The organism is Pseudomonas sp. PNPG3 (assembly GCF_023093815.1).
GTDB classification, from domain to species: domain Bacteria; phylum Pseudomonadota; class Gammaproteobacteria; order Pseudomonadales; family Pseudomonadaceae; genus Aquipseudomonas; species Aquipseudomonas asiatica.
This window is the reverse complement of record NZ_JALLKV010000013.1, coordinates 17,451-30,270: the sequence shown is the minus strand read 5'-3', so window position 1 is coordinate 30,270 and position 12,820 is coordinate 17,451. Positions and strand designations below refer to the sequence as shown.

The 12,820-nt window shown below is 58.6% G+C and carries 14 protein-coding genes; 1 reads left to right on the top strand and 13 read right to left on the bottom strand.

Annotated features, from left to right (window positions below; genetic code table 11):
* Nucleotides 1–81 precede the first annotated feature (81 nt).
* From MJ643_RS11320 to MJ643_RS11290, 6 genes are all read right to left on the bottom strand, one after another.
* Complete coding sequence (locus MJ643_RS11320; protein WP_074198416.1) at nucleotides 82–420, bottom strand: hypothetical protein; 339 nt, start codon at nucleotides 418–420, stop codon at nucleotides 82–84.
* A 55-nt stretch (nucleotides 421–475) separates the two neighbouring features.
* A complete protein-coding gene (locus MJ643_RS11315) occupies nucleotides 476–1,588 on the bottom strand; it encodes a GTPase (RefSeq protein ID WP_247726806.1) in 1,113 nt (370 codons plus the stop codon).
* Nucleotides 1,589–1,667: 79 nt separating this feature from the next.
* On the bottom strand, nucleotides 1,668–2,672 hold the full coding sequence (locus tag MJ643_RS11310; protein ID WP_074198404.1) for a WYL domain-containing protein: 1,005 nt from the start codon (nucleotides 2,670–2,672) through the stop codon (nucleotides 1,668–1,670).
* 644 nt (nucleotides 2,673–3,316) lie between these two features.
* Nucleotides 3,317–4,207: a hypothetical protein gene (locus MJ643_RS11300; protein WP_019726430.1), complete on the bottom strand. Its 891-nt coding sequence runs from the start codon at nucleotides 4,205–4,207 to the stop codon at nucleotides 3,317–3,319.
* On the bottom strand, nucleotides 4,207–6,768 hold the full coding sequence (locus MJ643_RS11295; protein WP_074198403.1) for an autotransporter outer membrane beta-barrel domain-containing protein: 2,562 nt from the start codon (nucleotides 6,766–6,768) through the stop codon (nucleotides 4,207–4,209). Before MJ643_RS11295 ends, MJ643_RS11300 begins: the two co-directional genes overlap by 1 nt.
* Before the next feature lie 196 nt (nucleotides 6,769–6,964).
* Nucleotides 6,965–7,411, bottom strand: coding sequence for a hypothetical protein (locus MJ643_RS11290; RefSeq protein WP_074198402.1), 447 nt, complete (start codon nucleotides 7,409–7,411; stop codon nucleotides 6,965–6,967).
* Between the two features lie 138 nt (nucleotides 7,412–7,549).
* Between MJ643_RS11290 and MJ643_RS11285 the strand changes: the two genes are divergently transcribed.
* The gene (locus MJ643_RS11285) at nucleotides 7,550–7,897 is read left to right on the top strand and encodes a helix-turn-helix transcriptional regulator (protein WP_019726427.1); all 348 of its coding nucleotides are present in this window, start codon (nucleotides 7,550–7,552) and stop codon (nucleotides 7,895–7,897) included.
* Between the two features lie 29 nt (nucleotides 7,898–7,926).
* Here the strand turns inward: MJ643_RS11285 and MJ643_RS11280 are convergent, their stop codons facing one another.
* The 7 genes from MJ643_RS11280 to MJ643_RS11250 form a co-directional block, all read right to left on the bottom strand.
* The gene (locus MJ643_RS11280) at nucleotides 7,927–8,262 is read right to left on the bottom strand and encodes a hypothetical protein (protein ID WP_023120455.1); all 336 of its coding nucleotides are present in this window, start codon (nucleotides 8,260–8,262) and stop codon (nucleotides 7,927–7,929) included.
* 85 nt (nucleotides 8,263–8,347) lie between these two features.
* Nucleotides 8,348–8,530, bottom strand: a complete 183-nt coding sequence (locus MJ643_RS11275; protein ID WP_023120456.1) for a hypothetical protein — start codon at nucleotides 8,528–8,530, stop codon at nucleotides 8,348–8,350.
* Between the two features lie 46 nt (nucleotides 8,531–8,576).
* Complete coding sequence (locus MJ643_RS11270) at nucleotides 8,577–9,497, bottom strand: hydrolase or metal-binding protein (protein WP_074198401.1); 921 nt, start codon at nucleotides 9,495–9,497, stop codon at nucleotides 8,577–8,579.
* 78 nt (nucleotides 9,498–9,575) lie between these two features.
* Nucleotides 9,576–10,580, bottom strand: coding sequence for a lambda-exonuclease family protein (locus MJ643_RS11265; protein ID WP_074198400.1), 1,005 nt, complete (start codon nucleotides 10,578–10,580; stop codon nucleotides 9,576–9,578).
* 126 nt (nucleotides 10,581–10,706) lie between these two features.
* Complete coding sequence (locus MJ643_RS11260) at nucleotides 10,707–11,108, bottom strand: hypothetical protein (protein WP_074198399.1); 402 nt, start codon at nucleotides 11,106–11,108, stop codon at nucleotides 10,707–10,709.
* A 154-nt stretch (nucleotides 11,109–11,262) separates the two neighbouring features.
* On the bottom strand, nucleotides 11,263–12,231 hold the full coding sequence (locus MJ643_RS11255) for a DUF932 domain-containing protein (RefSeq protein WP_014833970.1): 969 nt from the start codon (nucleotides 12,229–12,231) through the stop codon (nucleotides 11,263–11,265).
* A gap of 98 nt (nucleotides 12,232–12,329) precedes the next feature.
* Nucleotides 12,330–12,659 (bottom strand): hypothetical protein, encoded by a 330-nt coding sequence (locus tag MJ643_RS11250; RefSeq protein ID WP_023123599.1) that lies wholly within the window; start codon nucleotides 12,657–12,659, stop codon nucleotides 12,330–12,332.
* Nucleotides 12,660–12,820 lie beyond the last annotated feature (161 nt).

The following is a 12,820-nucleotide window of genomic DNA, read 5'->3' as shown; positions in this document are numbered from 1 at the left end:
ATAATCCGGGCCTGATCAGGCCCGGATTTTAGTGTGACCCACGTCTAAGGTGTTCGCTTTAAAGCAGAAATATATTTTGGTTTATTGCAAGAGTCTATCAATTGCTTCTCGAAGAGACTTTGCAGAGTGAGACTCGTCAAGAGAAACGCTTTCTCGGATTCTTTTCAGGGCTCGCTTTGCATTCTCATCTCGTCCTAATAGCTCTCGGCCTTCCCATCCGCCCATTGCCGCTAGCGCGAGCGCACGCTTAGAAGCATTGTTTCGATCTTCTGTATTGTTTTGCTCATAAAAGTCTTGAAGGCGAGATGATGGCGCATTTCTTATTTTTTCCCAGGCTTCTAATTGCTGTTTTGTAATGGCATCGCCCATGGATTTTGCAGCTGCTTTTCCAATCCCTGCTACAATATCAAAAAAACCCACTTTCATATTCCTTCTGTTTTTGGTTGTGCTAGTCTTAACTTGAGATTAAGGGAGCTTAGAAAGAGATCGAAAGCTTTTTCTTTAGCTCGCTAGAGATGAGATCGACATCCAACTCTTTCCCTGGGTTTTTTTCGATGAAGCTGGTCAAAATTGAAATATAGGCGGCCCCTAGCGTCCTGGTCAGTGTTATGGCAGTAGTACTTGCAATGGCGCCGCCAGCTGCGCTACCCAGCCCTGGGACCATCTTCAAAAGGCCAGTTACTAGAGCGCGTCCGACTAGAGTTGCTGCGGTGGAGCCTAGGGCAGATGTCACGAGTGTGGTGAGTGCTGCCGTACTGGTTTCCATTCCGAACGTGACGCCAACCTTTGCGAGCATGCCTACTTGGATAGGGACGAGTGCGATGGCGTCAGAGAACGGAATTGGGACGGCGGCAGCAGCTCCTGCCGCAACACTCGCAATATTGACTTCTCTTTCAGCTTGCTCGATTTTCAGTTTAGTCGCAGCAGCATGTTTAGAGTTGAGCGCATTGGCGTAGGCTCGTTGCTTCGCTTCAGGTAGTAACTTCGAGGTTTCGCTGATCAGCTGATTTAGACCCTTTTCCTTAAGGGTAATAGTCTCACCGTCATCGTCGATCTGTTCTGCAATTGCCCTGACCGAGACCACCATCGCAGCAGAAGGTAGAGCTTTCGTGACCTGTTCGCGAAACCCGTTATCTGACCGAGACTTGGTGATAACTACTATTACTGGGATATCCTTTTCCTTGAACATCTCACAGAGCTTTTGCTCCGCATCTTCGATGCGCCGACCATCCTCGTGAATACATAGCCAGGCTACATGAATATGCTTGTTTTCATCGTGTTCTGCTGATCGCTCATTGATGACCTCGGTTAGTTCGCCAATGATTTCTTCGTAGTCGTGAAGTTCGAGACCTTTAGTGTCAAGGATCGTGATCGGGTGGCCTTCTTTTGATATTTCTTCGGTGCGCTGAGTAACTGGCTTTCCTGAACCTGTCAAGGCTAGGTCGCCGCGGAATACACTATTTATTAATGTGCTTTTGCCAACGCCAGTTTTTCCTGAAATAATAATGTTCACTTTTCCTGACCCTTTTACAGCACTTCTAATGGCGTCATCAATGTGATGCTGGATGTCGGGGGTTGCCGTGTTCATAAACTGCTCTCCATGTTAGACTTTAGTTGAGGATGTAGGAGATGTGCTGGTTATAGCTGCTGAAGTTGAATTTCAGTGCTCAGCTTTTATAGAGCTCTACCAATCTTGCAGCTTTCTGCTTGATCTCTTCTGACCATTTTTCTGGTTTATATACCCGCGCATTTTCTCCTAGCCCAAAAACCCACCACAGTGTTTCCTGATCGTCCGGCACAGGGACGCGCAGGTTTTGCCAATCGGTGTTAGGCAGCGGACTCAAACTTTGCTGGGGACCGAGTGGCGTTTCGCTCAACAGCCAGGCAATCTGTGGGGAAATATCAGCGACCAGTTCTACTTGTTGGATGGGGGAAGAGGCATTGAGATCCTGGCGGATGTATAGATCAACATCGAAGCTGGTATGCTGATTAGCTGGTTCATCAAGCAATTCGACTTTTTTGATGCGATGCAGAGCGAACTGGCGGAGGTCTTTGTAGCCTTCCACCGATGCCAATAGGTAGCTGATGGTGTGTCGTGACACTAGTCCTGCCGGATGTAGGCGAAGGTGCTTGATCGCACCTTTACTGCGGCTCTGATAAGTGACCTGTAACTGTCGACGCTCCAGCAGGCCAGCAGACACTTGTCCCCATACTTGGAGATCTAATGCTGCGGGTAGGAGAGTTTTTCCATTGGGGATTGCGCGAACCCGTCGCGACCAATCTGCTAACCCATTACCACCAAGGCCGTTGAGGAAGTTGCGGGCACGGCGAAACTGCGGACCGAGCTGGTCCAAGACCGTTTGCGGCAGCAGGGGATTCAGATGGCTTTCTGACAGGTACAACGCTAGTGCGGTGGGGGCATCCATATCCTCTAAATCCAGTGGCGCATCTCGGGTGAAGCTCCAACGGAATGGAATTTCGCTGTCATCGCACTGTAAAGAAAAGGGAATAGATAAGCGGTTTAAGTCGCGCTGAATCGACCTCAAAGTCACTGAGAAACCGCGGTCACGTAGTTTTTCCAGTAAGGTAGGAGTTGCGATTCGTTGGGGGGCGGTAGGGATCAGGCGCAGCAAGGCGAATAGCCTGAGCAGCGTATCCTTCGCTTGGGACATAGAAACTACCTTGTGTTGAACGGCTAACCAGGCGCCAGAAACATGGCGCCAAGCTGGCGTTAATGCTACCGGGAAGGGTGGCGTTTTGCCACCCCTCTGCGCAAGGTGTGACCAAGATCATTGGGCAGTCTGATACGTAAGTGGGCTTGGTCGTTGCAATTTTCATGTGCTTATGGAGCAGGAGATCGGTCTGCTTCCTTCTCGTGTTTCAGCTCCCTATATTCGCAGTACAGGTCGTAACCTTTCTTAACCACTACAGCAAAACCAATAACGGCAAATAGGTTTTTCATTGGGAGGTCCTCCTGCGTATTTCCGATATGTTTTGTTAATAGAGTGCTAAGCTGTGTTGCATGAGTGAGCATTGGGTTAATACCCAGTGAGCTTTAGGAATTGTTCCAGGCGGGTTTTGAAAATTTCCTTGTGAGTCGCATAGCGACGCTCAAGCGAGGGGGTGTGGCACTTGGGGCAACTGGTGAACCAGTCGTGGCCGATTACCAGTACATCGCTCCGGGGCAAAATAGTCTTTTTCCAAGAGCAGTATGCGCAGATGAGGGTGAAGGGAGCGGGGGGGATTGGCATAGCAGTCATCCTGTGACTATTGGATGGCGCCAGACTGCCAGCAGGTGGCGACAAATCATGTCGCTTTACTTGATCTGGGTCTTGGCTGAACACAAGGCGAAGGCTGTAGTGCTGGTGTGAGCGGGCTGTACCCAACGCCTCCAGGCGGCTTCCCAGCCGGCATCGTGGCTTGCTCCTGGTATATGGATGCACTCGATATGAGAGGGAGAGCCGAGGGCGCGCTGATAAAGGTCTAACAAGCGACTTGAAATCACGGTATCTCGCTGTCCAACTAAATGCCGCTGAGGCAACGACACGAGTTGATGACGATAGTCGAGCGGATCTAGGGAACCGCTGAGGGGGGACAGCCCTTTCATTTCTGCCCATAGCCGTGGGCTGAGGTTGCCAGCAAGAGTTTGGACCTGAGCTACGTCATCCCGCTGAGCGGCCAACAACAGCGCCAGCGCTGCTCCACCGGAATATCCCACCAGCTCGAATTCTCGATTGCCATAGCGCTGCTTCAGCTGGTCGAGTGCGTGGCTTAGGCTGGTAATGACTTCTTGAGAGAAGCGCCGATTGGTCCAGAGGGTAGGTTCGCAGGCCGGTGCCATGACGAACTGGCAGGGCCGTGCCAGGTAGGCATTCGGCTTCGGATCATCTATTGCTAGCCGTGCCACCAACAGGCTGTGTGGGCTCGGATCCAGGCTGGGCTGTGTCGCCGTCGCCCAGGCATGGCCATCGCCCTCCAGGTAAACACGCAGGCGGGTGGTTGTCGCTGTGCCCTGCGGTGCCAGCATGGCGAGTGGGAACGGCTGTCCCGGAAGTATCTCCAGCTGCCGCCCATGCTCATCCGCCAACTGCTGCAGTGCCTCGCGAGGCGACTGGCAGCCGGTGAGGAGGGCGCCGAGCAGCAGCGTTGGGATAACTCGAAGAAAACCGGCCCACAGAGGTAGGCCGGAAAGGTAGTGGTGGCTCATCAGAAGTCGTAACGAATCTTGGCAGTGAAGGTATCTGCGTTGAAGTCGGTCTTGCCGGTGTAGTCGTAACTGACCCCGACAGTAACCGCCCCCAGGTGATAGTCCGCACCGACACCCGCTTCGTAGCTGTTGCGCACCGCCTTGGCGCCCTGGCTCACGAAGGGCGTGCCGCCCAGCACAAAGGTCGAGGTGCTCTGGGCTTCGTCCGCGGCGAAGTCATGGTAGGCCATCAGCTTGGCCTGCGGCTGCAGGTTGCCGTTGCCGACCTGGAAGTCGCCCGCCAGGCGCACACCAGCACCCAGCTCTGCTACTTCGTAGCGTTGGCTATCCACCTTGAGCGCTGCCGACGAACCCTTCTCGTGGTAACCATCGATATCGACTCGGGCGTAGCGTGCGGCCAGGCGCGGCTCGACCAGGAACTGTTCGTTCAGGTGATAGGTGTAGCCACCGACGACGTTGGCGCCCAGCACCTGGCTGTCATAGTTGCCCTTGGCCGTGGTGCTGGCGATGCGACGCTTGCTCTCGTTGTCATTGAGGCCATAGCTCAGGTTGGCGTCGACGAAGTAGTTGCCCTGTTCGAAACCGCTGTACAAGGTCAACGCATTGCCATCCACATCGGTGGTGTTGCCGTTGTCGCTGTTCACGCTGGTGTGCAGGAAGCTGTAGGCCACGCCTAGGGTCAATTGGTCGGTCAGCTTGCCATCGGCGCCGAGGGCGATACCGCGGCTGTAAGCATTGAAGCCGGCCACGCCGTCACGCAGGTCCTGGTTGGCATCGCTGTACAACGCCTGGGCCCAGACACCGGTGTGCTGCAGCACATCGCCCGAGGATGCACCCCGTAGGCTGTTGGTGCGATTGCCTGTGACATTGCTCATCAGCGTCTGCCCGCTGGTGGCGGCTTGGGTCGCGCCACCGTTCACCTCGGGTGCCAACTGTTCCGTCAGCTTCTTCAGCGCCACCGGATCCTGCGAGGCATTCACATAGGCCTGGAACACCGGATCATTGGGATCGCTCTGCGCCAGCCCGGTCACCACTTGGCTGAAGGCCGCGCCCGCACGTTGCGCGTTGGCCGAGCCACCGATCTGGCCGATCACCTCGCCGACTTCGTCCTGGCCCTTGGTGCTGACCTTGGCCAGGATCTGGTTGTTGCCACTGCTGACGGTATCGACGTTCAGCAGCGCCGAACGGCTGGTCACGCTTACGCCTTCATCCTGCAGGGTGCCCGCCTGGACCAGGGTGTAAGTCGTACCCTGGGCCTTGAAGTCGTTGCCCTGGGCTGCCAACTGAATCTGCGAACCCTTGGCAAACTCCGCGGTACCGGAGACCGCGACCACGGCCTTGTTCGGATCCGTGGCCGAACTCAGGTTGAGCCCCAGCGACGAGTTGCCGGCCACATCCAGGTTGCCCTGGATAGTGGTGTGCGGCTGACCGAATTCCAGGTGCGCCGGCGTGTTGCCCGCATCGCTGCCGACATCCAGCCAACCGGCGTCCTTCAGTCGGATGTTCGCGCCATCGGTGCTGGCGTCGGTGCCATTGAAGGTCACGTCGCCGTTCACTTCGATGTTGGACAGGTCGATCAGGTTGCCGGTAATGCTGCCGGCATTCCACACCAGGTGCACGCCGCCACTGGCCTGAGAGGCATCGATGGCTTCGTCCTGGGAAATCAGGCTGCCGCTGTTCTGGATGACCAGGGTATTGCTGGCATTCGCGCCGTCGATGTCGAAGGCGCCCACCTCGATGGCGGCATCGTCAGCCTGGATGGTGCCGGTGTTGAGGACCTGCACCGGCGCGCTGGCAAAGCTCACACCGTCGAGACGCAACGCGGTTGCATCATCGCCGCTGGCCACGATGCTGCCGTGGTTCTCGATTCCGCCCAGGTCCACTCGATCCGGGCCACCCATGTCGTCGTCGTAGGTGGCGAGAACGCCCGTCGACTCGGTACCGCTGACTTGGATCAGGCCGTTGTTGATCAGCTTGCCACCGATGGTGCCGCCCTTGAGCTGGATGCCCGTGGCCTCGTCGCCATCGGCGAGGATCTTGCCGCTGGTGGCGTTGACCAGGTCGCCCTGCAACACCGACTGGCCGGCGAATTTGAGACCACGAATACCGTCGCCCTCGAGCACCCCACCTGCCACCTGCAGGGTGCCTTCATTGACCAGGTTGCCGTGGATGGTGGCCGGATCGATCAGCAGGCCAGTGACGCCGGCGCCATTCACCGAAATGCTGCCCTTGTTCTGCAGGTTGCCGAACACCTCGGTCGGCGCGCCGATGGACGAGGGATTGTTATCGTCCCCGGCGTAGGACAGGTCGACGCCATTGAGGTCGTCGCCAGTGGCCTGCACCTGCGCATTGAGCACTAGGTCGTGGTTGAAGGTGTCGCTGTAGAAACGAAGAGGTTGGTCGCTGCCCGCGAAGGCACCGGTCACTTCGGTGCTGTCGGTGTAGGCGTTGCCTTCGCTGTCCAGGCCGCTGTTGGTCAACGTCAGGGCGTGAGCGGCGAGGGGCAGGGCACTGGCGGAAATGGCCAGGGCGAGCAGTGTCTTGCGATATTTTGGAGTCATGAGTGCTTTATCCCTAAACAGTATTTGGCGATTTGTTTTTTATTTTTTGTTTTGCGGAGACCTCTTTTCGAAAATAAAAAGTTGGGTGGTGACTGCGCAGCCAAACTTGGCTGCGCAGTTGGTGGAGTGATTGGTTCGGTTTGATGAGGATCTTTCTTATTGTTTAACTGCGACGCGACAACTTGCGTCGTTCTGCCTACCAAGCAGAGCGACAGAGGTTTTTCTTGCTGGTCAGGGGTTGGAGAACCTGGGGAAGGTTCTGGGTCGGGAGCTTCACCGTCTGGCCTCCGGCGCTGAGTTGCAGGGTGCGGGCCTTGCGCAGTGCAGCCCAGAAGCCCGGGAAGCTGGAGCTGCAGGCTTCGCAGTCGGTGTAGAAGGGATTGCTGAAGGTGGTGCCGTCGACGATGACGTCGAAGCCATCCTTTTCGGAGGCGTAGCGCTTGCCGGCGAGGGTGGCGTAGGCGGAGACGGGGCTTTCGTCATCGTCCGGGCAGGTGATGTTCAACTGGTTGCCGTGGCCGTCGTCGACGAGGTGTTCCTCGACGCCCTGGGTGTAGCTGGAGGTCCATTCGGAGGTGCCGGCAAAAGTGGTGCTGGTGGCCAGCCAGCCGAGGAGAGAAGCCAGAAGCAGTTGCTTGTGCATGGGGACGATCCCTGTATCGAGTGAAGAAAGATCACCAATAAAGTCGAAAATCAACCTTTTGAGGTGATTTTCGACCTGTGGTGTTCTTCATGTCAATGAGGTGGTGCCCAACCATTCAGGTTGAATGGGAGAGGCATCATGGTTGGTACGGATCAGAAAGCACTGGCTGAAGCGGTAGGGCGGGCGATTGCCAAGCAGCGCATGCGCTGCGGGATGACGCAGGACGAGGTGGCGGAAATCCTGGGCGTTGGGAATGAAGCGGTATCCCGCATCGAGCGCGGAATCGTCATGCCCAACATTGCTCGGCTGTTCGAGTTTGCGACGATCTTCAACTGCAACGCGATGGAACTGCTGAGCGAGGCCAGCTTGCGCCCAGATGACCAGGCCTCGCGGATCAGCGGATTGCTGAATGCCCTGGAGGAGAGCGACCGTCAGTTGGTCGTGGAGATGGTGGAGCGGTTGAGCGAGCGACTCAGTCGCGGGTGAGGGGGGCTACTTCAGCCAGTAGAATTAAGCTAGCGGCGCGGTACGGACTCTTCGTTGTACTTCGCCCCGCAACGGAGGCAGAGGCAGTCGTACTCCATGAACTGGAAGCGGCGCACGTCGCGAATGAAATCGCCGGTGCTGTTCCAGTTTGCCGCCGCGCCGCATATACCATCGAGCATCAGGTTGAACGCGCGCTCCAGCGGGCTTTCGCAATGTAGGTCCGAGGTTATCGGCTGCTGCCGGGCAGGCGACCGTTGGATGCCGCGCAAGAAACCATCCAGCGTACCCATCAGTCTGGCCAGCGCCTTGGCGGCGTCCTTGGACAGCACCACGGAAGAATTACAGATCAGGCACCGTGTGATCATGGTGAGTGCTCCTGTTATGCGGAAAGTTGAGATGAGAAATCGGCGAGTAGGAGCCCCGACGGCTCCTGCTTATGCCGTCACGGGACTAGAGGAAAATGCGGAGCCCGACCCTTTGGAGGAGTCGGTGTAACAGGACCAGCGCCAGCACGATGACTAGCGCCAGTGGCCAGAAACGAAACATGAGCACCAGCAACGCAACGGCCACTGCACAGCTGGCCAGCACACCGATGAACACGAACAGCAAACCAATGAAACGCACCAGGTTCATGGCGTGATCCTCCTCGTAGGTTGAGTGGTGGGGGATGCCGCGGATGTCACTCCGCGGCGTGTTGGGCCCGAGCTTCGGCGCGGGCTTTCAGCAGCGTCGACAAGGTGGGTTTCGGCGTGGCGGGTGGTTCCGCTACAGGAGCGGCCGAAGGTGGCGACTCGGGGGCCGGCTCCGGGAAAAACTCCTCGGCGATGGCTCCGGTTTCCTCGTCACTGTCCTCGAAGGCACCATTGGCAAATCCCAGCCTTGCGGTGGCATCCAGCGCCACCTGGTCGAAGCCTGAGGCCTGACGTGCTTCATCGAACTCCCGGGCTTGCAGCAGCGCTTCTTCCATCGACAACCCGCTACGCACTGTGATGTCGACGTAGAAGATCGGCGAGCCGTAGCTTTGTCGGGTGGACTTCCCACGCAGGCGTAGCTCCAGCGGCAGGCACGCCAGGCGGTTACCGGAAATCGCCTGCAGGTACTGCAACCGGGCCGCGAGGGTACGGATGCTGTTGAAGCCGGTGGTGCGGAATACGAAGCTCCCTAGCGGATCCTCATCGCCGATGGCGACGTTGAGGCGACCGTAGGGTTTGCACGCACTACCCTTGGCCAACGGGCAGCCATCCGGCGAAGGGCAGGGCAGTGAGGCGATGCCGTCCTGACCGCGGCGCTTGCAGGTCTCGCCGTTGCCGACACATAGCGGCCGTCCGGATTGCCGATCGAACAGGCAGTACTCGGCGCGGAAATTCAGCTCCGGCGCGTTGAAGAGCAGGCGGATCGGGATGCTACGAATCTTGCCACCTTGGGCCTTGCGCAGCTCCTCGTCCAGGGGATGGGCCAGCCAGCCATCCCGCAGCTGGACCTGTGAAGTGAGGGTGAACTGATCGTCCTTCTCCGGCAGACGCTTGCCGTTCTTCTCGACGACCTTGCCGATGGAAATCCGCCCGAGCACCGGCGGGGTAATGGCCAAGCCTTTGAGCATGGTGGTTCTCCAGTGGATGAATAAAAAAGACCACCCCGGCGCAGAGGAGACGCCGAGGTGATCAAGGGGGAAGCGAAATCAGGTGATCAGGAAGCGCCGGCTACCGACCTTGGTGGTGGGGTAGCGCACCAGCAGGTAGGGCTTTTCCTTGAGCAGCCGCGGCACATCGAGCACCACGCTGTCCTTGGCCTTGCACCAGGACACCGCACCGTTGGTGAACAGGGCCCGGCTGGCATCGCCCATGGCCTGCTGCAGTTGCTGTTTCAGTTCGGCTTCGCGCTTGCCCTGAATCTCCAGGCTGGCGCGTACCGTCTGCAGTTCATCGAAGGTGACCGACAACACCGGATCCTGGGTGAAGTCCAGGGTGTGACCCTGGTCCTCAGGGTATAGGCAGCGCAGGGCCTGCTCCGCCGAGTCGGAACCATCCGCCGGTGGTGGCGTGTCGCGTTGCACGTATCCCCAGAAGTCGCGCTCCAGATCGACCAGCCGGCCGATGAGCTCGTCGTCGCGCTCAATGCGATGGATCTCCAGGTGCTGGCCACCGAGCAATACGGCCACGTCGGCTGCTTGCTTACCGGTGACCGCCAATTGGTGCATCACCTGCAACTGCACATAGACCGGTACACCTTCCTTCCAGAGACGGGCACCGTTGATACCGGCGGTCTTGCATTCGAGGATCTGTACGTCGTTGGTGCCGATCACCTCGCGGTCGATGTTGGCCAGCATCCAGTCCAGCTTCGGATCGGGATGCTGCAGCACGGCATTGATCCGCCGCACTCGGTTGCCGGTACGCCGGGCGTAGTGGCTGGCGACGATGGGTTCGAGGATGTTGCCCCAGTAGGTCGGGCTTTCCTCGTTGTTCGGATCGCTCTTGGGCAGCCCGGCATCCCGGCCGGTCTTCTCCAGCCACAGCTCCAGCTGCGACTTGTAGGGGTTGAGGCCGACCGCGGCTGCAGCGTCCGAACTGCCGATACCGTGCTTGCGTACCGCTAGCCAGTCATCACGGGACAGCTCCTTGGTACCAACCAAGCGCAGGGCAGGGCGTTGCCGCACCTTGCTGGGCGAGGAATGGGCATGCGTCATGGGGATTTTCTCCGGACATAAAAATGCCCGGCCGGCAAAGCCAGTCGGGCATCGAGTGAGGGCGTGGGTGGCTGTCAGGCCATCAACGGGAGGGGCGCATCCAGGCGGGGCTGGGCTCTCTCCCACTTACCGGGCTACAGCACCGGCTGTAGCGGTCGCCGACTGACGTCGCCGTGCGTGATAGGCACGAACCTTCTCGCGCCAGCCGGGCGAGAGTTCCTTGGCCATGTCGAGATAGCGCAGCGGGCAGCTGTAGTAGTACGGCGCCATGGACTCATCCATGGCCTTGTACCCCCACTCACCGCCACTGCATTGCAACAGATCACAGCGGATGTAACGCATGGACTCGCCGGGAGCGAGATCTGGGTGAACGCCTTCGGCTTTCGCCGTCACTTCGGTGACCGACCAAAGCACATTGCCCCGTAGGGTGTGGACGATGACGCGAACGCGGGCGCGAGCTTGGTCTTCAGGTTGAGTCAGCTTTCGGATCAGCTCTGACCGGGTACGGGATGAGAACAGCCAGCCCATGAGAGAGGCCTCCAATGAAATACCGGAGCCCACTCCACAGGAGCGGAACCCCGGCGGGTGGAAGAGAGCGCCCAAAGCCGCGGCATCTGCGAGCGACCGCTGTCGTCGCAGAACCGCTTGGGCAAAGAGAGATGACGAGAGCAGGGAACGGCCGTCAGGCCACCAACTGCAGGGCCGCATCCAGGGCGCGTTGCTTGATCACTGCCCCTTGACCGAACCAGGCCGAGTCCATGCGGTACTCGTTGCTACGGGCACGGCGTTCGTGGTCGACGTACTCGGTGACGGCATTGAGCAGGCCCCAGGCGGTACCGTTGGCGGCTTCCAACTGCGAGCCACGACCGCGGCCTTCGTACAGGCTTTGCACCCGACGCAGCGCGCGTTCGTTCGGTAGGGCATCCGGCAACGGATTGTTGGGTTGGGCATCGCAGAGCACTTGCATGAAGTAGCCCATCGCCTCGTGCCACTGCACCTTGCGCTCGGCCAGATGGCGCATGCGATACATGAACTCGTCCCATTGCGAGACGGCGATACCCAGTTGCTTCTTCACCGCCTGGGCGTCGAAGCGGGTGCTGTGCGGCACCTTGATCGCTCGGGTAGCACCGTCGACGGCGATGGTCAGGGTGTTGTTGCACACCACCCGCACGGTGGTTGGCGTCGCCGTGGTGGCTAGGGTGCCGTCGCAGGAAGTGGCCAGCAGCAGGTAGCCATTGACCAGGTCGTTGCCCTTCAGCGAGGTGTTTTGCCCGGTGCGCGCCAGTGCCCAGAATTTGCGGCCACCTTTGAGCACGCCCGCGGTTTCCAACTCGTAGCCGGAGACCTGGGTGAGATCGCGGTAGAACTCCAGCACTTCCCGCGGCTGTACCACCTGGTAGCGCTGGGAGACTACCGAGAGCGGTGCCTTGGTGTCGGAGCGGTAGAGCACTTTCTGTTCGGGAAAGGAGTGGATGCTGCCCAGGTGACCAACTGCATCTGCTTTGAAGTGGACCGGGCTTTCCTGAATCTGCCAGTCCATGCCGGCTTCCCGCTGCCAGACTTCCAGCGGTTGTTTCGGGGAGAGGCGGCTGCCCAGGCCATGCCAAGGGGCTTCGCCGACATACGCCATACGTTCGATGAGATGAGCCATGATGAGTTTCCTGTGAGCAATAGCCGGCATAAAGCGCTGCGCGAAGCGCAGCACCGGCGGAAGGGATGAAAGGGAAGAGGAGAGAGGATCGAAGCCGATCAGGTCGGCAGGTTGAAACGATGCCCGCAGAGCAGGCAGAGGTTGTGGGCCAAGACGTGGCGATCAAGCGACTCGCCGACCTGTGCACCCAGGGCGCAGCCACCAACCCCGCCGGTCAGGCCGCCAAGGATGGCGCCCGATACAGAACCTAGGGTGATGCCAACAGGGCCGGCGAACGCGCCGATAGCTGCGCCAGCCTGGCCACCTGCTAGGGCAGCACTCACACCACGCGCAACACCGCCCACGGTGCCGATAGCTGCGCCGACTTTCATGGCGTGATGAAAAGACGAGACTTTCAGGGAATGACAACGAGGGCACTGCAATGACATGGGTGAACCTCCTTGGGTTTATGTCATTGCTGTTATGTAGTGCTGAAAAAAATTCGAATTAACACCCACTACGACACGCGGAGCTTGAGGCACTGAATTTTGATGTCATGCCCCTCCAATAGCGGCTATTCCGGCTACAGATAGCCGGAATAGCCGCTATT